Here is a 24280-nt window from a genome sequence, read left to right as displayed (position 1 = left end):
ATTTTGTGAAAAAGAGAGTGGGGAAACCCACTCTTTCGTGTTACTATCTACATTTTATTCATGTAGATAGTAAAGACATTTCTGTCGTATATACATATTTTGTTACAAGTTTTACTTCTTAAATTTGGTAATACTAAGACAGATATTCCCTGCTTAACGGCAGGGGCTTTTGTTAGCTAACGAGAAAGAATAAGATAGACCGTCTTTGTGAACGGGATCTTTTCTTGTAAATGGTACATGGCGGCAGGAAGGAGGCTGTTTATGGATAAGAAAGTCACAGAAGTTGTAGAAGCATTTGCGCAGCCAATCGTTGAAGAGTTAAATCTTGAACTTGTAGATGTAGAGTATGTGAAAGAAGGACAAGACTGGTTCTTACGCGTATTCATCGATTCTGAAAAGGGAGTCGACATTGAAGAATGCGGTGCGGTAAGTGAACGTTTAAGCGAAGCTTTAGATAAAGAGGATCCAATTCCTCACCTTTATTTTTTGGATGTATCATCTCCTGGAGCAGAACGCCCATTAAAGAAAGAGAAAGACTTCCAGCAAGCGGTAGGAAAACAAGTGGCAATTAAAACATATGAGCCGATTGATGGCGAAAAGATGTTTGAAGGAAAGTTACTTTCCTACGACGGTACTACAATTACACTACTATTAACAATTAAAACACGTAAAAAAGAAATCCAAATTCCAATGGATAAAGTTGCAAATGCGCGACTTGCTGTTACGTTTTAGTAAGAAGGGGGATCTTCATGAGCACTGAGTTGTTAGATGCTTTGCTCGTATTAGAGTCAGAAAAAGGTATTAGTAAAGATATTATTATTGATGCGATTGAAGCAGCGTTAATCTCTGCTTATAAACGCAATTTTAACCAAGCACAAAACGTTCGTGTGAGCTTTAACCCAGAAGTGGGAACAATTCAAGTTTTAGCACGTAAGGACGTTGTTGATAATGTGTTTGATCCACGTCTTGAAATCTCTGTAGAAGAGGCAAGACAAATTAATCCAAACTACCAAGATGGCGACGTACTAGAAATTGAAGTAACGCCAAAAGATTTTGGTCGTATTGCAGCGCAAACTGCAAAACAAGTTGTAACACAACGAGTTCGTGAAGCAGAACGTGGTGTTATTTACTCAGAATTTAGTGATCGTGAAGAAGACATTATGGTTGGTATTGTACAACGTCAAGATGCTCGTTTCATCTACGTAAGCTTAGGCAAAGTAGAAGCTTTATTACCCGTAAGTGAGCAAATGCCAAATGAGCAATATAAGCCACATGATCGTATTCGCGTATTTATTACAAAAGTAGAAAAGACAACAAAAGGACCACAAATTTACGTATCACGTACACATCCTGGTCTTTTAAAACGTTTATTCGAAATGGAAGTTCCAGAAATTTATGATGGAACTGTAGAAATTCGCTCTGTAGCGCGCGAAGCAGGAGATCGTTCTAAAATCTCTGTGCATGCAGAAAACATTGATGTTGATCCAGTTGGTTCTTGCGTAGGACCGAAAGGACAACGTGTACAACGTGTTGTTGATGAACTAAAAGGTGAAAAGATTGACATCGTTCGCTGGTCAAATGACCCAGTTGAATATGTTGCAAATGCTTTAAGCCCATCACAAGTTGTTAAAGTACTTGTAGATGAAGATGAAAAAGCAACAACTGTTGTTGTTCCAGACCACCAGCTATCGTTAGCTATCGGTAAGCGTGGACAAAATGCACGTCTTGCAGCTAAATTAACAGGCTGGAAAATTGATATTAAAAGTGAGTCTGATGCGAAACAACTTGGAATTGTGACAGAAGAAGATAGCGTAATCGCATTCGGATTCGATTCAGTTGAAGACGAAATCGAATAGAGGTGATGAGTATGAGCAATCGAAAAGTTCCGTTACGAAAATGTATTGCGACGCAAGAGATGAAATCAAAACGAGAGCTCGTTCGCATTGTTCGTTCCAAAGAGGGCGAAGTGTCTATTGATTTATCTGGAAAAAAATCAGGACGAGGTGCATATTTGTCAAAAGATAAAGAATGCATTATACAAGCCCAAAAGAAAAACATTTTGGAACATCATCTAAAAGCGAAAATCGACAGTTCTCTGTACGAAGAGCTTCTTGAGCTTGTTGAGAAGGAGTCGAAATAAGTGTCCGATTGGAAATCGTTTTTAGGACTAGCAAATCGCGCTCGAAAAATCATTTCGGGTGAAGAACTCGTTTTAAAAGAAGTACGAAGTGGTAAAGCAAAGCTCGTATTGCTTTCTGAAGATGCGTCAGCGAACACTACTAAACGTATCACTGATAAAACGACGTACTACAACGTACCAATGAAAAAAGTCGAAAATCGACAACAATTAGGGCATGCGATTGGGAGAGACGAGCGAGTCGTTGTAGCTGTGTTAGATGAAGGCTTTGCGAAAAAGCTACGTAGCATGCTCGATACAAATTACCGGGGGTGAAGGTATGAGTAAAATTCGAGTACATGAATATGCAAAAAAAAATAATATCTCAAGTAAAGATCTTATGACAAAACTTAAAGAGATGAATATCGAGGTTTCGAATCATATGACAATGTTAGAAGACGAAGTAGTAAATAAATTAGATAATGAATATAACACTGGAGCGGAAAAACCTTCTGTTGCAGATGAGTTTGAAGTAGAAGAGAAAGTTGTTCGCAGTAAAAAGAACAGCAATAAGAAAAAGAAAAAAGGCAAAGGAAATGAAGACAAACGTCAAGATAACTTTGCTGGAAGACAACAAACACAAATAGTAGAAACACCAGATAAAATTACTTTCTCTGGAAGCCTTACAGTAGGTGAACTTGCTAAAAAGTTAAGCAAAGAGCCATCTGAAATTATTAAAAAGCTCTTCATGCTAGGAATTATGGCGACAATTAACCAAGATTTAGATAAAGATACAATTGAGTTAATCGCTACTGATTACGGTATTGAAGTAGAAGAAGAAATAGTGGTAAGTGAAACTGAGTTTGAAACATTCATGGATGAGCAAGATGATGAAGAAAACTTAAAAGAGCGTCCAGCTGTTGTTACGATTATGGGACACGTTGACCATGGTAAAACAACATTACTTGACTCTATTCGTAATTCAAAAGTAACTGCTGGCGAAGCTGGTGGAATTACTCAGCATATTGGTGCATACCAAGTTGAAGTAAATGATAAGAAAATTACATTCTTAGATACGCCTGGTCACGCGGCATTTACAACGATGCGTGCTCGTGGTGCGCAAGTAACTGATATTACAATCCTTGTTGTTGCAGCTGATGACGGTGTTATGCCACAAACAGTTGAAGCGATTAGCCATGCAAAAGCAGCTGGAGTACCAATTATTGTTGCTGTGAATAAAATGGATAAACCAGCGGCGAATCCTGATCGTGTAATGCAAGAATTAACAGAATATGAATTAGTTCCAGAAGCTTGGGGCGGAGACACAATTTTCGTACCAATTTCTGCAATTCAAGGCGAAGGCATTGACAACTTGCTAGAGATGATCCTTCTTGTAAGTGAAGTAGAAGAATATAAAGCAAACCCAAATCGTTATGCAACGGGTACTGTAATTGAAGCACAACTTGATAAAGGTAAAGGAACTATCGCGACATTATTAGTTCAAAACGGTACGCTTCGAGTTGGAGATCCAATTGTTGTTGGAACTTCATTCGGACGTGTTCGTGCAATGGTAAGTGATATTGGTCGTCGTGTAAAAGTTGCTGGTCCATCAACTCCTGTTGAAATTACAGGTTTAAATGAAGTACCACAGGCTGGAGATCGTTTCATGGCATTCGCTGATGAGAAGAAAGCTCGTCAAATCGGTGAATCACGTGCACAAGAAGCGTTAGTTGCACAACGTGGTGAGAAATCTAAATTAAGCCTTGAAGATTTATTCCAACAAATCCAAGAGAGCGATGTAAAAGAAATCAACTTAATCGTAAAAGCAGACGTACAAGGTTCTGTTGAAGCGATGGCAGCATCACTTCGTAAAATTGATGTTGAAGGCGTAAAAGTTAAAATCATTCACACTGGTGTAGGTGCGATTACAGAATCTGATATTATTTTAGCTTCTGCATCTAATGCAATTGTAATTGGATTTAACGTACGTCCGGATGTGAACGCGAAGCGTACAGCTGAATTAGAGAACGTTGATGTTCGCTTACACCGCATTATCTACAAAGTAATCGAAGAAATTGAATTAGCAATGCAAGGTATGCTTGATCCAGAATTCGAAGAAAAAGTAATCGGTCAAGCGGAAGTTCGTCAAACATTCAAGGTAACAAAAGTTGGAACAATTGCAGGTTGTTACGTAATTGACGGTAAAATTACACGCGATAGTGGCGTTCGTATTATCCGCGATGGTATAGTAATTTTTGAAGGACAACTTGATACGTTAAAACGTTTCAAAGACGACGTAAAAGAAGTTGCACAAAACTATGAGTGTGGTATTACAATTGAGAGATATAATGACCTTAAAGAAGGGGACATCATTGAAGCATATGTTATGGAAGAAGTGAAGCGATGATTGTCGCTTCACTCTCATTCGAGTGTATGATTTACGATGTACATTCTTTAAAAGAGAAACGGGCAATTTTGCAACGAGTGCTAACTCGTGTGAAACAGCGCTATAATGTAGCTGTTTCTGAAGTTGGGCATCAAGATGTATGGCAACGTACAGAAATTGCGATTGTTTCCGTATCCTCAAATCGTGTTATCTGTGAAAAAGAAATGAATCGTGTACTGGAGTACATTGATTCATTTCCTGAAATTGAACGTACGATAACACAATTGGAATGGTATTGAATGAGGTGAAGAGTTATGAAATTACGTGCAAACCGTGTAGGCGAGCAAATGAAAAAAGAATTAGGCGACATCATTAGTCGTAAAATTAAAGACCCACGTATTGGATTTGTTACAGTAACAGATGTACAAGTGAGTGGTGATTTACAAATTGCCAAAGTATATATTTCTGTTTTAGGTGACGAAGAACAGAAAGAAAATACGTTAAAAGGTTTAGCGAAGGCAAAAGGCTTTATTCGTTCAGAAATTGGCCAACGTATTCGTCTTCGTAAAACACCGGAAATTACCTTTGAGTTTGATGAGTCTATCGGATATGGTCATCGAATTGATACACTTTTACATGAAATTAATAAAGACGGTAAACGTGAAGAATAATGGATAGACATTTGTCTATCCATTTTTTCAATGCAAAATAAGTTTTGGATATTTACTACGAAAGAATTATGATGAGGTGAACATATATGGAAGGTGTAGTATTATTACATAAGCCAAAAGGCATGACATCACATGATTGTGTATTTAAATTAAGAAAGGTATTGCGAGAAAAGAGAATTGGCCATACGGGAACATTAGACCCAGATGTAACAGGAGTATTACCAATTTGCGTCGGAAGAGCAACAAAAATTGCACAATTTTTAACAAGTGAAACGAAAACATATGAAGGTGAAGTAACATTAGGATTTTCAACGACAACTGAAGATGCTTCTGGTGAGGTTGTTGAAACGAAAAATGTAGATCGTGCTATTACTCGTAAGGAAGTAGAAAAAGTTCTTGCTGAATTAACAGGCACGATTGAACAAATGCCACCAATGTTCTCGGCTGTAAAAGTAAACGGGAAAAAATTATACGAATATGCAAGAGCAGGACAAGAGGTGGAACGTCCAGTTCGTACAATTACGATTCATGAGTTCGTATTACTTGATGATCGTGAAGTTTTTGAAGGAGAAAATATTTCATTCCGTTTCCGTGTAACGTGTAGTAAAGGAACATATGTAAGAACGTTAGCGGTAATGATCGGGGAGAAACTTGGTTTCCCATCACATATGTCTCATCTTATAAGAACGGCATCTGGTGAATTTTTATTAGAAGATTGCATATCATTTGAAGAAATTGAAGAAAACGTGCAAAATGGAACAGTAGAGTCTATCTTCATTTCAATTGATGAAGCATTAAGTAAGTTTCCAAAAATGGTTGTAGATGAAAAGCAAGCAGAGAAAATTAAAAATGGTATGTTCTTAAAGAATGAATTAGAAATAACAGCACCATTTATTACAGTGTTTGATAAAAATGATCGTTGCTTAGCAATTTATGAACATCATCCGAAACATCCTGGCATGTTAAAGCCGATGAAAGTACTTGTGAATAATCAAGAACTAAAGCTATAATGAATTATTGGAAGGATTATTACAGAAAAAGGTGAATTCAAGCGTGAAACTTATTCATTTAACTCATCCACATGAACAAAATAAATTAGAATTACCACCTACTGTAATGGCATTAGGATTTTTTGATGGCATTCATTTAGGGCATCAATGTGTAATTCGAACTGCGAAAAAAATAGCGGACGACCGAGGATATAAAAGTGCAGTTATGACATTTCATCCTCATCCATCTGTTGTTTTAGGGAAAAAGGATGCGCATGTGGAGTATATTACACCAATGCGCGATAAAGAAAAAATAGTCGAAAGCTTGGGAATCGATATATTATATGTGATTAAATTTGATGAATCATTTGCAGGGTTATTACCGCAACAATTTGTAGATGATTATATTATTGGTTTAAATGTAAAGCATGTAGTAGCAGGGTTTGATTATTCATATGGACGTTTAGGAAAAGGAAAGATGGAGACTTTACCATTTCATGCAAGAGGGGAGTTTACACAGACTGTGATTGAAAAAGTTGAATTTCAAGAAGAGAAAGTAAGTTCTACAGCATTACGAAAGTTAATTCGAAATGGCGAAATGGAGCAAATTCCATCTATTTTAGGTAGAGCCTATACTGTAGCGGGAACAGTTATACACGGCGACAAACGTGGGCGTCAAATTGGTTTTCCAACAGCTAATGTAGGTTTAAGTGATGAGTATTTATTGCCACCTGTAGGTGTTTATGCAGTGAGATTAAAAGTTCACGATGAATGGTACGATGGTGTATGTAATATTGGATATAAACCGACTTTTAAAGAAGATGAGCCTCAATTATCAATTGAAGTGCACTTATTTGAATTTAACAAAGATATATACGATCAAAATGTTACAGTAGAGTGGCATATGCGTATAAGAGAAGAGAAAAAATTTAATGGCATTGATGAGTTAGTTGAACAAATCGCAAAAGATAAGAAAACAGCACAAGAATATTTTGCGAGCGAAAAGAATATACTTGCTTTTTCAAATGAAAAGTAGTATTCTATGTTATGTACTTTATGACAACCATTGCTTGGCATTGCGACTCACCGACGCTTGCTAGGTAATTGGGGGTTTAATTAATAGGAGGTGAAATAGGATGGCTTTAACACAAGAGCGTAAAAATGAAATCATTGCACAATTTAGAACTCATGAGACTGATACTGGTTCTCCAGAGGTTCAAATTGCTGTCCTAACGGAGCAAATTAACACTCTAAACGAGCACTTACGTACTCACAAGAAAGATCATCATTCACGTCGTGGTCTATTAAAGATGGTTGGTAAACGTCGTAACTTACTAACTTACCTTCGTAATAGCGATATCACACGTTACCGTGAATTAATCACAAAGCTTGGCTTACGTCGATAGTCAAAGAAGCGGGAATATTCCCGCTTTTTTGTTAGGTAAAAATATATCTTCTACGCTTTATAGCTTACTTAATTTTAGGCAATACTAGAGGTAGAATATTGTGATATACTATCCATTTACATAGAAGAATTGAATACTTTAAATTGAGAGGGGTACTTAAATGAGTCAAGAAAAGCAAGTCTTCTCGATAGATTTAGCTGGTCGCCAGCTAACAGTTGAAACTGGTCAGCTTGCAAAACAAGCGAACGGAGCAGTATTAGTAAGATATGGCGATACAGCGGTTCTATCTACAGCAACTGCATCAAAAGAAGCTAAAAATGTAGATTTTTTCCCACTTACAGTAAACTATGAAGAGCGTTTATATGCAGTCGGAAAAATTCCTGGCGGTTTTATTAAGCGTGAAGGTCGTCCAAGTGAAAAAGCAATTTTGGCAAGTCGTTTAATCGACCGTCCAATTCGTCCGCTATTCGCAGATGGTTTCCGTAACGAAGTACAAGTTGTCAGCATTGTAATGAGTGTTGATCAAGATTGTTCTTCTGAAATGGCAGCTATGCTTGGTTCTTCATTAGCGTTATCGATTTCAGATATTCCATTTGAAGGTCCAATCGCTGGTGCGACAGTTGGTCGTATTAATGGCGAATTCGTTATTAATCCAACAGTAGAACAGCAAGAACAAAGTGATATCCACTTAGTTGTAGCTGGTACGAAAGATGCGATTAACATGGTTGAAGCAGGAGCAGATCAAGTGCCTGAAGAAACAATGTTAGAAGCAATTATGTTTGGTCATGACGAAATTAAACGTTTAATTGCATTCCAAGAAGAGATTGTACAAGCTGTAGGTAAAGAGAAATCAGAAGTGAAACTTTATGAAGTTAACGCTGATCTTAATCAAGCTGTACGTGAAATGGCTGAAGAAGATATGCATTCAGCAATTCAAGTACATGAGAAACATGCACGTGAAGATGCAATTAACGAAGTGAAAAAGCGTGTTATTGAGCATTACGAAGCTGAGGAAGCTGATGCTGACACATTAGGACAAGTAAATGAGATTTTATATAAAATTGTAAAAGAAGAAGTACGTCGTCTTATTACAGTTGAAAAAATTCGACCAGATGGCCGTAAAGGTGACGAAATCCGTCCTTTAGCATCAGAGGTTGGTATTTTATCTCGTACACACGGTTCTGGTTTATTCACACGTGGACAAACACAAGCATTAAGCATTTGTACATTAGGTGCATTAGGCGATGTGCAAATTTTAGATGGTCTTGGTGTAGAAGAATCAAAACGCTTTATGCACCATTACAATTTCCCATCATTTAGTGTTGGTGAAACAAGACCGATGCGTGGACCAGGTCGTCGTGAAATTGGTCACGGTGCACTAGGAGAACGTGCTCTTGAGCCTGTAATTCCATCTGAAAAAGATTTCCCATACACAGTACGTCTTGTATCTGAAGTGTTAGAATCAAATGGTTCTACTTCACAAGCAAGTATTTGTGGTAGTACTTTAGCAATGATGGATGCGGGTGTTCCACTTAAAGCTCCAGTTGCAGGTATTGCAATGGGTCTGGTTAAATCTGGTGAGCATTACACAATTTTATCTGATATTCAAGGTATGGAAGATCATTTAGGTGACATGGACTTTAAAGTAGCGGGTACAGCACAAGGTGTAACTGCACTGCAAATGGACATTAAAATCGATGGTTTATCACGTGAGATTTTAGAAGAGGCATTACAACAAGCGAAAATTGGTCGTGTGCACATTTTAAATCATATGCTATCTGTTATTGCAGAGCCACGTACTGAATTATCAGCTTACGCTCCAAAGATTATTACAATGACAATTAACCCAGATAAAATCCGTGACGTTATTGGACCAAGCGGTAAACAAATCAATAAAATTATTGAAGAAACTGGCGTTAAAATTGACATCGAGCAAGATGGTACAGTATTCATTTCATCAATAAATCAAGAAATGAACGACAAAGCTAAGAAGATTATCGAAGATATCGTTCGCGAAGTACAAGTAGGTGAGATCTACGAAGGAAAAGTGAAACGTGTTGAGAAATTCGGTGCTTTCGTTGAATTATTCAGCGGTAAAGATGGATTAGTTCATATTTCTGAACTTGCACTTGAACGTGTAGGTAAAGTAGAAGACGTTGTGAAAATCGGTGATGTAATTACAGTTAAAGTTATCGAGATTGACAAGCAAGGTCGCGTAAATCTATCTAGAAAAGTATTGCTAAAAGAAGAGCAAGAAAAAGAAGCTGCTAAAGAAGAAGACAAACAAGAGCAGCAATAAGTAAAAGCCAGTTAAACTGGCTTTTTTTGTTATGTAAAAAACATGATGTTCATATATTTTTATGTCGGTATAGGTATAGTTTTCATTATAACGCTCAAATTAACAAAGATAAGAAGAAAATGTTTTTATATAGTTAATTTGGGAGGGTTTATATGAAAGTTCGTATATTGGCATACATATGTATATTTTCTTTATATGTCAGTTTAGGCTCTTATTCTGTTTTTGCACAAGATAACTTGCATGAAGAAATTCAAAAGCATGCAAAACAGTATGAGATTGCACCTCAAAATGCGATGATTGATAAAATATGGAAGGCAACACCTGGATATAATGGAAGACAAGTGGATATTGAAGCATCGTATAATAATATGAAGAAGCTAAAGGAATTTGATCAAAAATATCTTGAATTCAAAGAAGTCTCACCGAGTGTTCATTTGGAAGATTTATCACCAGCTCCAATTTATAGAGGGCATCCAAATAAAAAGATGGTAGGATTAACAATAAATGTGGCATGGGGAAATGAGTATTTGCCACGTATATTAGAGATATTGAAAAAGCATGATGTGAAGGCCACTTTCTTTTTAGAAGGACGTTGGGTGAAAGAAAATTTGCGGTTTGCAAAAATGATTGTCGATGCAAAACAAGAAGTTGGAAATCACTCATACACACACCCTAATATGAAAACGTTATCCTCAGATGAAATACGAGATCAGTTACAAAAAACAAATCGAATGATAGAAGTAGCAACGAATCAAAAAGTAAGATGGTTTGCCCCGCCGAGTGGAAGCTTTCGAGATGAAGTCGTAAAGATTGCAGATGATTTTCAAATGGGAACGATTATGTGGACTGTAGATACGATTGATTGGCAGCGACCTGAGCCAGATGTACTATTGCAGAGAGTAATGAGAAAAATACATCCAGGTGCTATCATATTAATGCATCCTACTTCGTCTACAGCAGAGGCTTTAGATATAATGATTACAAAATTGAAGGAACAAGGATATAAAGTGGGGAATATAACTGAATTACTGGATGAAAAACGTGTGGATTAAATACATTTGCATGACATTCATCCTTAAACTTGTTATCATTAAATAATAGCGTTTTATTTAGAGAAACTGGCAGTAGGAGGAAAGTTTTTGATTAAAAAATATACTTGTAAAAATGGTGTAAGAATAGTTATGGAGAATATACCAACTGTAAGATCGGTTGCAATTGGTATTTGGATCCATGCGGGATCAAGAAATGAAAATGAAAAAAATAATGGGATTTCTCACTTTTTAGAGCATATGTTCTTTAAAGGGACAGAGACACGTAGTGCACGAGAGATTGCAGAATCATTTGATAGCATTGGTGGTCAAGTGAATGCATTTACTTCAAAAGAATATACATGTTACTATGCAAAAGTGCTAGATGAGCATGCTAAATATGCTTTAGATGTATTAGCAGATATGTTCTTTAATTCAACATTTGATGAGGAAGAACTGAAAAAAGAGAAGAATGTCGTATGTGAAGAAATTAAAATGTACGAAGATGCTCCAGATGATATTGTGCATGATATGTTAACGAAAGCAACATATGAAACGCATCCGCTTGGATATCCTATTTTAGGAACAGAAGAAACGCTTGATACGTTTACAGGTGATACGCTACGTCAATATATTAAGGATCATTACACACCTGAAAATGTCGTTGTTTCAGTTGCAGGAAATATTGATGAAGCCTTCTTACAAACGGTAGAGCAATATTTCGGTAGTTATGAAGGAACAACAAACCGTGAACAAGTACATAGCCCAATTTTCCATTTTAATAAGGTAGCACGTAAAAAGGAAACAGAACAAGCTCATTTATGTTTAGGATATAAAGGCTTACAAATGGGACACGAAGATATTTATAACTTAATTGTATTAAATAACGTTTTAGGCGGTAGTATGAGTAGCCGTTTATTCCAAGAAGTACGTGAGCAACGAGGGTTAGCTTACTCAGTATTTTCTTACCACTCTTCTTATGAAGATACAGGCATGTTAACACTGTATGGCGGAACTGGTAGCCAACAATTAGATACACTGTATGACACAATGCAAGAAACATTAGAGACATTGAAAAATACAGGTATTACAGAAAAAGAGCTTATGAATAGTAAAGAGCAATTAAAAGGAAACTTAATGTTAAGTTTAGAAAGTACAAATAGCCGTATGAGCCGTAACGGTAAAAATGAATTGCTTCTTCGTAAGCATCGTTCACTTGATGAGATTATTGAAAGTGTAAACACTGTAACAAAAGAAAATGTGGACGGATTAATTCGCAACATGTTTACTGATGAATTCTCTGCGGCACTTATTAGTCCAGACGGAAAACTTCCAAAAGGAATAAAACTATAATCGATTTTTATAATGCATCTGATAATAACCTTCTCTCTTTTTAAATGAGAGAAGGTTATTTTTTTTATACATATAGAATAGGTACTAATTATAGACAATGCAAATGAAAAATTCAGTAGAGGGAGTGGAGTATGTATGCGATTAAGTGAATTAAGTGGTAAAGAGGTTGTAGATATAGAAAAAGCGGAAAAAATGGGAGTCTTAGGTTATATGGATTTAGAGATTAATGAGAAAGACGGACAAATACAAACACTTATAATACCTGTAGGGAAGTGGGGAGGTTTTAAAAAGGAACCACAAGAAGTAAGGGTGGCATGGAGTCAAATAAAGAAAGTCGGACATGATATGCTTCTTTGTGATAGTATAGATCGTTCAAATTCGGAGTGAAGGATGGCCATTTTGGTCATCTTTTTTTGTATCTACATAGAAACCTGATAAATCATATGTGCATTTGGATTTTCAATCACCATAAACTCGTACATTACATATGATGTGGAGGAAAAAGAAAAAGTAGGCACTTTTCTTATAAATGACGGAAAAAGAAGGTGAATTAGGGAATGTTGACTGAGATGCATATTGCTGTCATAGGAGGAGATGCAAGGCAGCTAGAAGTAATTCGTAAGCTAGTTGAATTGGATGCGAAACTTTCTTTGATAGGGTTTGATCAGTTAGATCATGGTTTCACAGGGGCAGCAAAAGAAAGTATACAAAATTTAGATTTCACTTCTGTAGACGCAATTATTTTGCCGGTTGCAGGTACAAATGCCAAAGGAGAAGTAGATACTATTTTTTCAAATGAAAAAGTTTCAATAACGAAAGAACAAATTGAAAATACACCAGAACACTTTACTATATATTCAGGTATTGGTACACCTTACTTGGAAAATCTCGTATCTACTACGAACCGAAAACTTGTTAAATTATTTGATCGTGATGATGTAGCAATATACAATTCTATTCCAACTGTAGAAGGTACTTTAATGATGGTAATTCAACATACCGACTATACAATTCATGGGTCCAATGTAATGGTTCTAGGATTTGGTAGAACAGGAATGAGTGTTGCGAGAGCATTTCAATCATTAGGAGCCCATGTCAAAGTTGGAGCAAGACGATCTGAACATATTGCACGTATTACAGAAATGATGTTTTCTCCTTTTCATATGCAAGACATAGAGAAAGAAGTAGGAAATATCGATATTGTAATCAATACAATTCCGCACCTCGTTGTAACAGCGAATGTTATTGCAAAAATGCCAGCTCATACGTTAGTGATTGATTTAGCTTCTAAACCAGGCGGTACTGACTTTAGATATGCGGAAAAAAGAGGAGTCAAAGCGTTGCTAGCACCTGGATTACCAGGTATTGTTGCTCCAAAAACGGCTGGGCAAATTTTAGCAAATGTTCTTTCTCAGTTATTAGCAGCAGATGCAATTGCAAAGGAGGAGGAAAAGAAATGAGTTTGAAGGGGAAACGAATTGGTTTCGGATTTACGGGTTCACATTGTACGTATGAGGAAGTTATGCCGCACTTAGAAAAATTAATTGCTGAAGGGGCAGAAGTACGTCCCGTTGTTTCATACACTGTTCAATCAACAAATACTAGATTTGGAGAAGGTGCAGAATGGATTAAGAAGATTGAAGAAATAACAGGTTTTAAAGCAATTAATTCAATTGTTGGAGCAGAGCCACTTGGACCTAAAATTCCATTAGACTGCATGGTAATCGCTCCTTTAACAGGAAATTCTATGAGTAAATTTGCAAATGCAATGACAGACTCTCCAGTACTAATGGCAGCAAAAGCGACGTTAAGAAATGGCAAGCCTGTCGTATTGGCGGTTTCGACGAATGATGCTTTAGGATTAAATGGGGTAAATCTAATTACACCAACAAGGTGACGACAAAGCATAAACGCTTATATGTCGCCATCTTGAGGGAGCTTAGGGTAAAGCACAAGTTCGAAATCATCGAGCCTTTGCCACTTTTCCTTTTTATAAACAGCCTTTTCTAAAACCGACTTTAGGAGGCTGTTTTTCTTTTTGGGATCATCTGTTTTAAAGTACAGATCAAGAACATGCTCCACTTGAGGTATTGTATCTTTCTTGACTTTTTCCTTCTTAATTTCGGTTTTAATTTCTTTCTTTACGTTTTCCATAGTGGAAGTAATTTCAGTTATACGGTCAGAAACTACATTCGAACGTTCTAAAAACATATCGACTGTGTAAACGCCACGTTCTAATAAATCATGTAAATTATTTTTTTGTTTTTGGACATCCACTAATTCTTTTTCAAGCTTGCGTAATGCAGCTTCATTCATTTGAATAACTTGTATTTCTTTTAATTTGTCATCTTGCTTATGTTTTTCAAAATCAGCTTTATAATTGATGTACCATTCTTTCAATGCCTCGAGTAAACGTTTCTCAATTAATTCAGTATAACTTGATTTGTTTTCACAGCCACGGTGTTTACAATCCATCGTTTCTTTTCGATTCTTTGGATAACGTTGTACCATACTGTAACCACATTTAGCGCATTTAATAATACCAGCCAATGGATTCTTTATTCCGCTCGTATTGTAGGGAATGTGATATCTTGAGTTTAATTTTTCTTGTACTTGTTCAAACAAGCTTTCGGGTATGATAGGCTCATGTTTTCCATCAGCGATAATCCAATCTGATTTATCTTGTCTTGCACAGCTACGTTTTATAGCATCAGGCCGTTTTACTTCTTTTCGCTTTTGCCATGTTACTTTTCCGATGTAAACATTGTTTTTTAATATATCCAAGATGCTATAAGGATTCCAATCATTACCTAGCTTACTTTTGTATCCAAGATCATTTAACTTGCTTCGGATTGCGTTAGCGCCCATATCCTCATTTGCATACCAATCAAATATCATCCTTACAACAGAAGCTTCTTCTGAATTAATCGTTAAAGTACGTTCTCGCTTATTTAAACGGTGTATATCATAACCGAATGGTGCATGCGTACCAAGGTAATTCCCAGCCTCTACACTAGCGACACGGCCGCGTTGCATGCGGCGTGTAATAATCTTTAACTCCTTACGTGCCATAAAAGCTTCAAATTCGCTGTATTCTTCGTCCCACTCATCATTAAGGTCATAAGTCTTCCTAGGTGTCATAATCTTCGTATTCGAGCGTTTAAACGTCTCTAAAATGATTCCTTGCTCTTTCATACCACCACGACCTAAACGGTCCATATCCATACAAAGAACAACATCATATTTATTATCTTCAATTTCTTCAAGCAATGCTAACATTTCAGGTCGTTTCACTAAACTCTCACCAGAAACGATTTCCTCACGAACAGCTAAAACATTTAAGTTCATTTCCTTGGCAATTTTCAACAGGGTAGAGCGGTGTTTTGCTAAAGTTTCACCTTCGCCGCGTGCTTCGGCTTCAAGATCGGCACGAGATTTTCTTAGGTAGATTGCGGTTCTCATATAGTTACCTCCTTAATTATTATTAATTATACGAAAAGTAGGTATTAGAAATTATATTAGTTTATGTAAAGTTTATTAAAGCTGGGCTTTTAGTGTGTAATGATGCATGTTTGTGAAAAAACATTCTGCAGATGGCTAGTAAGTAGCTGATTTTCATAATGTATAAAACGTCGTTCCGCAGTGTGAAGTGAAACATTAAAAGTTTTTGCAATGAGCTGAATTGCTTCTTTTCTTGTTTCAGGGAAGTCTAGTGTCCTTAACATAAAAGTTGGAATACAAAATTGCAGCATGAAATTGTTCGCTTTTGCTTCTTGATAGTCTAAAAATAATTTCGGCACGTATAGTTGATTTCCTACATGGAATAGCACATGACAAAGTTCATGACCAAAATCTTCCCATTGCTGATAAATTGTGTTTCGATTATCGATTATAATACTGGGTAAATTATCTCTACAAATAGCACGACTTCCGAATGGAGCAAAATGTACCCATATATTTAGTTTTTGAGCAATTGTCATCATGTCAATCTGTTCTGGAACAAAGATAGAAAATGAATGATACAATTTTTTCATATAGTCTTCGATGTGTGTTGTGTAGTAGGGCTGTGTTTTATGCATGTCGGTTCACTCCATAATATAACTTTGGAACATATGTTCTTTTTGGAAGGAAAAGAAAAGCCTAGAAAAGGCTTTTCTAAAGGCTGTGTTAAGAAACGGATAATTCAGATTCAAAGTCCTCTATTAATTGTCCATCACTCTCGATACGATTGCATAGGTCTATAAAATCATTTGAATTTATATCAAGATGTTTAACTCTCGAATCTTTAACTTGCAGATAATTTATCATATCCCATAGCAAGTCATCAGTATGAAAAGGATTTTTATTATCATAAAAAACATACAGACCTGATTCTTTTTTATATGTTTCAAGTAAGGTGTTAATTTTAGCAAACCAATTATTCAAATGGTCTTTATTTGAAGGAGCAGCTTGTAAAAGGTTAATTACACCATTTTTATAAACGAAGTCAATTGTAAATTGCATATCATGTATATCTTTAATAGGTGTTAATTTTGCATTGTATTTAACTTTAGTACCTACCAAGTTTCTATCATCAAAATATTTTTTTATATATTTTTTAGTGTTAACTTGTAGGTAATCGCTGACAGATAGTAAAAACTCTTTTCCAACATATGTTTCAAGTAAGGTTTTAAATAATCTATCAATGTTACTTGTTTTGGAAAATGTAGGTTCACTAAGTTTAAAACCATTGGGTAAATTACTATTAAGCTCTTCCAAAAAGGCGTTTGTAAAAGCATTAGGGTCCAGCAATGTCCCTTCAGTAGGGAGGGTATGTAAGTAGTAGTCAATAACCTCTTTATGAACCCTGTAGGTTTCTAGTTGAACATCATTTGCTAATAAGCATTTGAGTTTTGTGTTGTTAGAGTCTAAAATTTGATACTTTAGCTCTCCGGATTCAGGATTATGGAGCATTAATCCAACATTTAAAACTTCGCCTCTTATTGTATTAGGCATGTATCGAATTATAGAGTACCAGTTCTTTTGCTTATCCATGATAAGTCACCTCCGGTATGGCTATCAAAAGCACCTAACATAGCCATATGATTAATTAATATGCGAATTAATTCCTTTTGTTGCATAAGGAATCTTGTATATAAAGGAATTTGGTTGGCTTTATCAACAAACCACTCCTCAGGGATATCAGTAAGCCATTCATTGATGAGTGGTGGAGAAATTGTTTCAATTTCATGGACTATATTTTGAAAACAATGTTGATTTGGATTGGAAATGTCAATATATTGCTCTAAAGCTCTAAAGATTTTTCCTAGGCCAGAGAATGGTTGATTTCCAGTAGCACCATGAAGTGTTTGTAATATATTTTGGATATAGGCAGGGTTTTGTGATGCTTGCATCATAAATTCTCTTTTTTGTATGGACCAAGACGGTAGTAAGAATGCATGACCATGATCAATGATATACATTTTACGCTCTGTATTTTCACGAGAAATAAGTATATTACCCGTATTGCCGAAACGATCGAAATTCGCTGTAAGTAAATCCAGCGCAATAATTTTTGGAATGTCGTCTTTATTTGTGATTTTTTTGAAAAAATTGTTCCAAGACGTTTTTACATATGGTTTACCTAAATTTAATAATTGTTGATACCCATCTAATAAATTATTTTCAACATTTTCTAGGACCTTACTTCCAAAGTAAACACCCGGACTATATCGGTGTTTAAAATTTAAGGTAGGAGCGTGGTCAATAAATTCTTTATCCACTGTAATGGCAGCACACTCTGGGATAGGAACTTGCAGGTGTTTAGCTATATTATATACTAAAGTTTCTTGTAAAAACATACAATCCCAAATAACCCATTTCTGTGGGCGTGGATCAAATACATTTTGGTTTTTTAGTATATATTGTTCGCCATCATCCGCGATGACCATAACAGGTTTACTCATGCCCGGCTGATCGTCACCTAATTCTTTTAGGAATAATTCTACTTCCAGTTGTTTCAATATTAATACCCCCTTTTCCTTCTATGAAAATACTGTTTTAAAACATTTATGATGTTGTTCGAGGGGCTTCAAAATAAATTCTTAATAATATTGGCAAAAGGATAGTAGAAAAATCAATTTCGATTATAACTTTCTACCTTGTTGTTATAAAAGCCATATGTATTTTAAATTTAGCGCTTTGAACACCTGAACTTCATTGTTGTGATAAATATATAGATAAAAGAATAGTTTTAATAGAATACAATAATCAAAAAGGCAGTAACTGCCTTTTTGATTATTGTATTCTATTATGTTTTTATAAGCGTAAGGTTAACTATTTAAAAAGGATTCTCATTTAATATAAATTAATATATTCGTATAAATAATGATTTTGAAACCAGAATTCCAAATTAAATTGTAATGTATTAACTTATATTCAATGAATAGTGTCAAAAAATATGCATTTCAAAGTGCATATCTTTTGACACTATTTAATTAACGTTGTTTATCCCCAATTTTACGGTTCTTTTCTTTCTCTTTAAGAAAATCCCAAAATAATTTAAGTTCTTCCTGTTTTTCAGGAGAAGCATCTTTAATATCTTTGAACCATATACCTAGCTCAGGATCTAATAGGGGATTATAGGTATCAATGTCTTTTTGAGTAACATTTCTACCTAAAAGATAGTCAGTTGAAACCTCAAAGAAATCTGCAAACTTATTTAAAGTATCATAATCAGGTTTTCTGTTCCCATTTTCATAACCTGATATTGTCGATTCAGCAAGATTTAATTTGTGACCTAACTCTTTCATAGTTAGGTTATTTTTTTTTCTTAATTTGCGCAAATTCTCTCCAATCATAGGAATCCTCCTATTCATCTTCTAAGTTTAATTATACTTTGCAAAGTGCAAAAATTGAAATGAATTGACAAAAACTTTGCAAAATGCGTTGACACTTTGCGTTTCGAGTAGTATATTTTGGGTAACAACACAAAATGCAAAGTTTTAGGCGGTGATAATGAAATGGATGGTCCAAAAGAAATCCGCATGGAATTAGGGATTAGTATTGAAGAAGCTGCAAGGAATTTAGGTATTTCAGGTGGATACCTATCGCAAATTGAAAATGGACAGCGACAAATTAGTACAGAGAGAGCTGATCAAATAGCCAAGCTATATGGGAAAAGAAAGGAAGATATTTTTTTACCTACTCGCTATTCGATTTGCAAAGTTTTGAAGTGATGAAGATTTAAATATTGGTATGTTAATAAAAAATAAGACCTGATTAATGAAAGTAGGTGAGAAAATGCCATCAACTAACATGGCAGTACCAACAGAACCGTCGCATAAACATATAAAAAGCACTTCAAGAGGTGACACCATGAGCCAACAAGAAGAATATGCGGCGACCTATGAATTTGGAAAAACGAAAGTCCATGTTGTGGCTCCTGAGCCAAAATCACAAAAGGATATTGATAAAATCCGTCAAGCATATTACAAGGCTGGTTGGGCCATCATCAAAGAGATACAAGTAAAAGCAAATGTTGAGGAATAGTTCCTCTCTTTTTATACGAAAAGTAGACAAGTTACATATGTACTAAGTTCATTGTAACCATTTGAAAACTAAATATGGAGGCGAACAGATATGGGAACAAGCATATACTGCAATTCAGCAATAGGAGAATTATTACAGAATGCTAGAGAATGTTGTGACAATGTTCAGCTGAAAACAAAGAAAGGGTTATCTAAGTACCTTGGTATTACGCATGAACGATTAACCCGTATTGAATCTGGACTTTCTAAACCAGAATTTGAACTTGCGATGGATTGGTGCCATGCAACAGGAGCAAAGTTGAATCAACAAGCTATTAAACATATTTATGGTGTTGGATTACCGCCTACAGATCCACGTTTAACTCAAGATGTAAATCTACAATTGATGAACTACATTAAACAAGCTGAAGAGGGAATTGCGGCAGCAAAGGAAATCATGAACTTACAAGTTACAACAAGGTCATGGAAGCATGATGAAAAAAAGAAACATGAATACGCAGTTCATGCAAAAGAAATCTTCGATACAATCCAAGCTACTCAATGTGTAGTACAAGCTCTTGAGCAAGTTCATTTTGGCATTATGGAACAAATACAAAGAAGTTGGTTGCAAAAGGCTATGGCGGAGAACGTTATTATTCAATCGGTGGATAGCTTAATGAATTTAACAAAGGTGCTTTAAGGGAGGAAGGAAAATGACAGTAGATTATAAGAAACCGAGTCTAAGAGAATACAAGGAATTAATTCGATATGATGCAAAACTAACTGGTGAAATTAAAATAGCAGAATTACTTAATGAGGATGTAAAAACAGTTGAGTTAAAGCAAGAGAAGAAATTGTTGGGGATTCGAATCAAAATTATTGAAGCATCATTTATTTTGAAACATAAATGGGTAAATAAAAAAGCTACCGCCTAGACAACAGTAGCTCTGAAAAATATCGTAAAGCAATTATAACATTATATAAATCATTTGGACAAGCCGCTGTGCTTGTCGTTATGACCAGAAAGGGGATTATTCCTCCCTTACCTCTACAATGTTCCTTTCTGGTTGTAACGATGCGTACAGCATCAATTTAAATAGAAAGGAGATGTAATTCATGAACGATAAAAACAATCGTCTTCATGATCTAGTTCTTCCTGGAGATTTTTCATTTGCGAATAAACTTCGTAACTGTATGAGTGAATGTATTCATAACATGTTTAATGCAGAATCAACCGAAGAATCAAATCACTGGGAAGAAGAGCTGGAGCGATGTATAAGAGAATTTAAAATGCTTCGTGATACAAAAGAGGAACATGAGGCATCTATGAGTTATCGTGTAGTGATTAAAGATTTAAGAGCAAGAGGAGTTAACGCTTCGTTAGTAACACGTAGAAAATAAAAAGATCTATCACTTGGCAGAGTGATAGACAAACGGTCTTGCAAAAGATCTTAGGATTAATTATATCAAATTAGCATTCATATAACAACGGAGTGTGCTACATGCTATTAAACAAATCGTTACATAGAGTGTTGCTGAACCCTGAAGTGTTTCAACAAGCAACATCAGAGCAACACCTAATTTACTTAGTAAAACAATATCTCAAAATAGGATACAAGAATTATCGCTTATTACGTGTAGAGGACGGATTCGCGATATGTAAACGGGAGGATGAATAATATGGCAGTTTATAGACCAGTACACGTTTCATTTTGGCAGGATTCATTTGTTTTAGATCTTACACCGGAGGAGAAGTATTTCTACTTATATTTGATGACAAACAGTAAGACGTCTCAATCAGGAATTTATGAGCTTCCACTTCGTATCATTGAAACTGATACAGGATATAACCGTGAAACTGTTATGAAGCTATTAGAACGTTTTGCTGAGTATGGAAAAATTAATTACAACAAAAAAACAAAAGAATTGTTCTTAATCAACTGGTTGAAATTCAATCCAATTAAAAATGTAAACATTGAAAAGTGTGTTTTAAAAGAGATTCAATCTGTGAAGGACCAGGATTTTTTAGTTGATTTCTATGAAACTTGCTTGCAATTAGAACGAGAACAAGATTTTAAAATCCCTCGTATTAAGGAGTATTTATCAGTCCGTTTGGAGGGGCTTATAAGGGGCTTCCAAGACCCTAGCAAGGAAGAAGAAAAAGAAAAAGAAGAAGAAAAAGAACAACAACAAGAAGAACGCGCAAGCGCGGAAGAAGTTGTTGAGGTTAATCCAATTTCTTTTTACGAGCAAAACTTCGGATTCGTTACACCTTTTATCGCAGATGGTATTTATGCTTGGATCGATGATTTAAATGCAGAGCTAGTTATTAAGGCTATGGAGATTGCTTTAGAGAAGAATACGAGAAACATGTCTTACGTAAATACGATTTTAAGAGACTGGCATCTTAAAGGTTTTAAAACAGTAACTGATGTTGAGGCAGCTGATAAAGCATTTCGTGCTCAGCGATTAACGAAAGCTCAGCAACAGACACAAACACCTTATCAACAAAAAGGCTTATCGGAATCTACTAAAAGCGTAATACAGCAGCAACAAGCATGGGAGCAGAACATTCCAACAGAAGAAGAACTCGCAGTACTTAACCAACAGAATGCGTGGTTGGCCAAATGAGTAACGATATGATTCGTAATGTAGAAGCTGAACAAAGTGTTTTAGGTAGCATTATCCAAGAAGGCGATTTAATTAAAGATTGTCAGCTAAAGGTAAAACAGTTTTCTTTACCAACGCACCAAGTGATTTTCAAGGCAATGAGAGAATTAGAGGATGCTGAAGTTCCGATAGATCTTGTTGCTCTCATTGGAAAATTCGATGAAAGCTTTATGCATCAAATTGGCGGAATTGAATTCTTTGTAAACTTAACAGAAGTTGTTACGACTACTAAAAATTTCTCGTATCACGAAGGCTTAGTTATCGAAGCTTGGAAAATGCGACATGCTCAGGAGGTTGCTGGTAACTTATATAACCGCCTTCAGCAAGATAGGGACATGAGTGCTATTAGTACATCAATTGATGAATTAAGCGCCATTGAAGAAACGGGTTACTCAGATGATTTTAACTTGAAAGATACGCTGGTTGATTTGTATAAGAACATGCAAATTGATGTAGGAGATTTAACCGGTATACCAACTGGTTATGACGACCTGAACAGAATGACAGCAGGGTTACAAGAAGGCGATTTAATTATTATTGGGGCCCGACCTTCAATGGGGAAAACAGCATTTGTGTTAAACGTTGCTTTTCATGCGGCAAGTGCTCATACAGCAACAGGAATCTTCTCGCTCGAGATGGGGGAGGAGCAGCTACTAAAGAGAATGATCTCAAGTACTGGAAATATAGATGCTACGAAATTAAAAAATCCTAAGAAGCTATGTAATTTAAAGGATTGGGAAAAGATTAGTCAAGCGATGGGATTGATTAATGATTTGCCATTAGAAATTTACGATAAAGCAAATGTAACGATGCAAGAGATTTATGCAAAGGCTAGGAAATTAAAGCGTAAGTACCCTGATAAAAAGGTTTTAATTGCAATTGATTACTTACAGCTTATTGTAGGGGGATCCAAAGCATAGAGGGAACCGCATGCAAGAAATCGGTGAGATTAGTCGTAAGTTAAAACTGATGGCAAGAGAGCTAAATGTATGTGTAGTTGCATTATCACAGTTAAGTCGTGCTGTGGAAAGCAGGCAAGATAAGAGACCGTTGCTATCAGATTTACGTGAGAATGGTCAAATCGAGCAAGATGCGGATTTAATTGCATTCTTATACCGTGAAGATTACTATGACCGCGAGACAGAAAATAAAAACATAACAGAAATTATTTTAGCGAAACAGAGAAATGGTCCAGTTGGTGTTGTTGAACTAGCATTTATTAAAGAATTTAGTAAGTTTGTAAATTTAGAGCGGAAGTTCAATCACCAACAGGAGGCCTAGTCATGTTGTTACGTCAGGAAGTAGAACGTAGAAAACTAGTAATTATTCGCAAACTATTAGGTCTGGGATTATCGGAAATTAATGGACAAACATTAGATCAACTAACGTTAACGCAGCTTGAAGGAATCTTAATTGCAAGCTTGCAGGTATTGGAGGGGAAAAACAATGCCAAAACAATTAACAATTTTTGACGTGGAACCAGTTGTATCATTTGATCCTAAGAAAGCTCATATTCACCGTTTGAGTTCAAAATTAAGGTATACAGATGTAGTTGTGCAAATACCACGTCAAGCCAAGGCGATTGATGAATTAAAACCAACGATAGCACCTGATGAGCGGTATGAGTTGTTTGAAGATTACGTAATAGGGATCTGGCGTTACAAACGAGCGGAGGATAAGCAATTTGTATGGGAAGAAGCAGAAGAAATGTGTAAGCGAGCACGGGATGAGAAAAAGCCGATTCCAATTCGGCTCCATTTGTCACTCGAACAATCATTTGTTCCAGAAAACGTTGTGCGATATTTGTAGACAAATAAAAAAAGCTGAGATCACTCTCAACTTACTTCGACAAAG

General features: G+C 35.8%; 28 protein-coding genes and 2 pseudogenes. 25 read left to right on the top strand and 5 right to left on the bottom strand.

Going from position 1 to position 24280, the window contains the following annotated elements; translation table 11 throughout:
• The first annotated feature begins 261 nt into the window (after positions 1-261).
• From rimP to dpaB, 16 genes and pseudogenes are all read left to right on the top strand, one after another.
• Positions 262-732, top strand: coding sequence for a ribosome maturation factor RimP (gene rimP, locus MHI26_RS19705; RefSeq protein ID WP_000359095.1), 471 nt, complete (start codon positions 262-264; stop codon positions 730-732).
• Positions 733-749: 17 nt separating this feature from the next.
• Positions 750-1856, top strand: a complete 1107-nt coding sequence (nusA, locus tag MHI26_RS19700; RefSeq protein ID WP_000102598.1) for a transcription termination factor NusA — start codon at positions 750-752, stop codon at positions 1854-1856.
• Positions 1857-1867: 11 nt separating this feature from the next.
• Positions 1868-2140: an RNase P modulator RnpM gene (rnpM, locus tag MHI26_RS19695; RefSeq protein WP_000071123.1), complete on the top strand. Its 273-nt coding sequence runs from the start codon at positions 1868-1870 to the stop codon at positions 2138-2140.
• Positions 2141-2452, top strand: coding sequence for a YlxQ family RNA-binding protein (locus MHI26_RS19690; RefSeq protein WP_001286522.1), 312 nt, complete (start codon positions 2141-2143; stop codon positions 2450-2452).
• 4 nt (positions 2453-2456) lie between these two features.
• Complete coding sequence (gene infB, locus MHI26_RS19685) at positions 2457-4523, top strand: translation initiation factor IF-2 (RefSeq protein WP_000036346.1); 2067 nt, start codon at positions 2457-2459, stop codon at positions 4521-4523.
• Positions 4520-4801: a DUF503 domain-containing protein gene (locus MHI26_RS19680; protein ID WP_000634349.1), complete on the top strand. Its 282-nt coding sequence runs from the start codon at positions 4520-4522 to the stop codon at positions 4799-4801. The genes infB and MHI26_RS19680 overlap by 4 nt, the downstream gene beginning before the upstream one ends.
• A 15-nt stretch (positions 4802-4816) precedes the next feature.
• The gene (rbfA, locus tag MHI26_RS19675; protein WP_000776437.1) at positions 4817-5173 is read left to right on the top strand and encodes a 30S ribosome-binding factor RbfA; all 357 of its coding nucleotides are present in this window, start codon (positions 4817-4819) and stop codon (positions 5171-5173) included.
• An 86-nt stretch (positions 5174-5259) separates the two neighbouring features.
• Entirely contained in the window at positions 5260-6183 is a 924-nt protein-coding gene (gene truB / locus MHI26_RS19670) for a tRNA pseudouridine(55) synthase TruB (RefSeq protein ID WP_000399366.1), read from the top strand.
• 43 nt (positions 6184-6226) lie between these two features.
• Positions 6227-7198, top strand: a complete 972-nt coding sequence (ribF, locus tag MHI26_RS19665; RefSeq protein ID WP_061666371.1) for a bifunctional riboflavin kinase/FAD synthetase — start codon at positions 6227-6229, stop codon at positions 7196-7198.
• A 100-nt stretch (positions 7199-7298) separates the two neighbouring features.
• On the top strand, positions 7299-7568 hold the full coding sequence (gene rpsO / locus MHI26_RS19660; protein ID WP_001229392.1) for a 30S ribosomal protein S15: 270 nt from the start codon (positions 7299-7301) through the stop codon (positions 7566-7568).
• 160 nt (positions 7569-7728) lie between these two features.
• Positions 7729-9867 carry a polyribonucleotide nucleotidyltransferase gene (pnp, locus tag MHI26_RS19655; protein ID WP_000076753.1) on the top strand — a complete coding sequence of 713 codons (2139 nt, stop codon included), beginning with the start codon at positions 7729-7731 and terminating at the stop codon, positions 9865-9867.
• 152 nt (positions 9868-10019) lie between these two features.
• Positions 10020-10919 carry a polysaccharide deacetylase family protein gene (locus tag MHI26_RS19650; RefSeq protein ID WP_000868223.1) on the top strand — a complete coding sequence of 300 codons (900 nt, stop codon included), beginning with the start codon at positions 10020-10022 and terminating at the stop codon, positions 10917-10919.
• A gap of 87 nt (positions 10920-11006) precedes the next feature.
• Entirely contained in the window at positions 11007-12248 is a 1242-nt protein-coding gene (locus tag MHI26_RS19645; RefSeq protein WP_000592988.1) for a M16 family metallopeptidase, read from the top strand.
• A gap of 135 nt (positions 12249-12383) precedes the next feature.
• Positions 12384-12635: a YlmC/YmxH family sporulation protein gene (locus MHI26_RS19640; RefSeq protein ID WP_001239759.1), complete on the top strand. Its 252-nt coding sequence runs from the start codon at positions 12384-12386 to the stop codon at positions 12633-12635.
• 170 nt (positions 12636-12805) lie between these two features.
• Positions 12806-13708, top strand: a complete 903-nt coding sequence (gene dpaA, locus MHI26_RS19635) for a dipicolinic acid synthetase subunit A (protein ID WP_000954735.1) — start codon at positions 12806-12808, stop codon at positions 13706-13708.
• Positions 13705-14130, top strand: a pseudogene (dpaB, locus tag MHI26_RS19630) (dipicolinate synthase subunit B); the annotation flags it as partial. The gene dpaA and the pseudogene dpaB, both read left to right, overlap by 4 nt.
• Before the next feature lie 32 nt (positions 14131-14162).
• Here dpaB and MHI26_RS19625 read toward each other — a convergent pair.
• The 5 genes from MHI26_RS19625 to MHI26_RS19605 form a co-directional block, all read right to left on the bottom strand.
• Complete coding sequence (locus MHI26_RS19625; RefSeq protein WP_061666372.1) at positions 14163-15710, bottom strand: recombinase family protein; 1548 nt, start codon at positions 15708-15710, stop codon at positions 14163-14165.
• Positions 15711-15799: 89 nt separating this feature from the next.
• Complete coding sequence (locus MHI26_RS19620; protein ID WP_061666373.1) at positions 15800-16327, bottom strand: ImmA/IrrE family metallo-endopeptidase; 528 nt, start codon at positions 16325-16327, stop codon at positions 15800-15802.
• A gap of 88 nt (positions 16328-16415) precedes the next feature.
• Positions 16416-17282, bottom strand: coding sequence for a DUF3037 domain-containing protein (locus MHI26_RS19615; protein WP_061666374.1), 867 nt, complete (start codon positions 17280-17282; stop codon positions 16416-16418).
• Positions 17252-18250, bottom strand: coding sequence for a HipA family kinase (locus tag MHI26_RS19610; RefSeq protein ID WP_061666375.1), 999 nt, complete (start codon positions 18248-18250; stop codon positions 17252-17254). The genes MHI26_RS19615 and MHI26_RS19610 overlap by 31 nt, the downstream gene beginning before the upstream one ends.
• Before the next feature lie 474 nt (positions 18251-18724).
• Entirely contained in the window at positions 18725-19087 is a 363-nt protein-coding gene (locus MHI26_RS19605) for a helix-turn-helix domain-containing protein (RefSeq protein WP_061666376.1), read from the bottom strand.
• 162 nt (positions 19088-19249) lie between these two features.
• Between MHI26_RS19605 and MHI26_RS19600 the strand changes: the two genes are divergently transcribed.
• The 9 genes and pseudogenes from MHI26_RS19600 (at position 19250) to MHI26_RS19560 (ending at position 24235) form a co-directional block, all read left to right on the top strand.
• Positions 19250-19465, top strand: a complete 216-nt coding sequence (locus MHI26_RS19600) for a helix-turn-helix domain-containing protein (protein ID WP_061666377.1) — start codon at positions 19250-19252, stop codon at positions 19463-19465.
• 64 nt (positions 19466-19529) lie between these two features.
• Positions 19530-19778: a hypothetical protein gene (locus MHI26_RS19595; RefSeq protein ID WP_001141266.1), complete on the top strand. Its 249-nt coding sequence runs from the start codon at positions 19530-19532 to the stop codon at positions 19776-19778.
• Positions 19779-19868: 90 nt separating this feature from the next.
• Complete coding sequence (locus MHI26_RS19590) at positions 19869-20456, top strand: hypothetical protein (RefSeq protein WP_000537277.1); 588 nt, start codon at positions 19869-19871, stop codon at positions 20454-20456.
• Between the two features lie 13 nt (positions 20457-20469).
• Complete coding sequence (locus MHI26_RS19585; protein WP_000215318.1) at positions 20470-20691, top strand: hypothetical protein; 222 nt, start codon at positions 20470-20472, stop codon at positions 20689-20691.
• A gap of 181 nt (positions 20692-20872) precedes the next feature.
• Entirely contained in the window at positions 20873-21157 is a 285-nt protein-coding gene (locus tag MHI26_RS19580) for a hypothetical protein (RefSeq protein ID WP_000998370.1), read from the top strand.
• Positions 21158-21436: 279 nt separating this feature from the next.
• A complete protein-coding gene (locus tag MHI26_RS19575; protein ID WP_061666378.1) occupies positions 21437-22387 on the top strand; it encodes a DnaD domain-containing protein in 951 nt (316 codons plus the stop codon).
• Positions 22384-23707: pseudogene (gene dnaB / locus MHI26_RS19570) on the top strand (replicative DNA helicase). The gene MHI26_RS19575 and the pseudogene dnaB overlap by 4 nt, the downstream one beginning before the upstream one ends.
• A gap of 2 nt (positions 23708-23709) precedes the next feature.
• Positions 23710-23898 carry a hypothetical protein gene (locus tag MHI26_RS19565; RefSeq protein WP_061666379.1) on the top strand — a complete coding sequence of 63 codons (189 nt, stop codon included), beginning with the start codon at positions 23710-23712 and terminating at the stop codon, positions 23896-23898.
• The gene (locus MHI26_RS19560; protein ID WP_061666380.1) at positions 23873-24235 is read left to right on the top strand and encodes a hypothetical protein; all 363 of its coding nucleotides are present in this window, start codon (positions 23873-23875) and stop codon (positions 24233-24235) included. The genes MHI26_RS19565 and MHI26_RS19560 overlap by 26 nt, the downstream gene beginning before the upstream one ends.
• Positions 24236-24280 lie beyond the last annotated feature (45 nt).

The organism is Bacillus sp. FSL K6-1218 (assembly GCF_038006445.1).
Lineage (GTDB): Bacteria > Bacillota > Bacilli > Bacillales > Bacillaceae_G > Bacillus_A > Bacillus_A thuringiensis_S.
The sequence above is the reverse complement of the archived record's forward strand: the minus strand, read 5'-3'. Positions and strand labels throughout refer to the sequence as shown.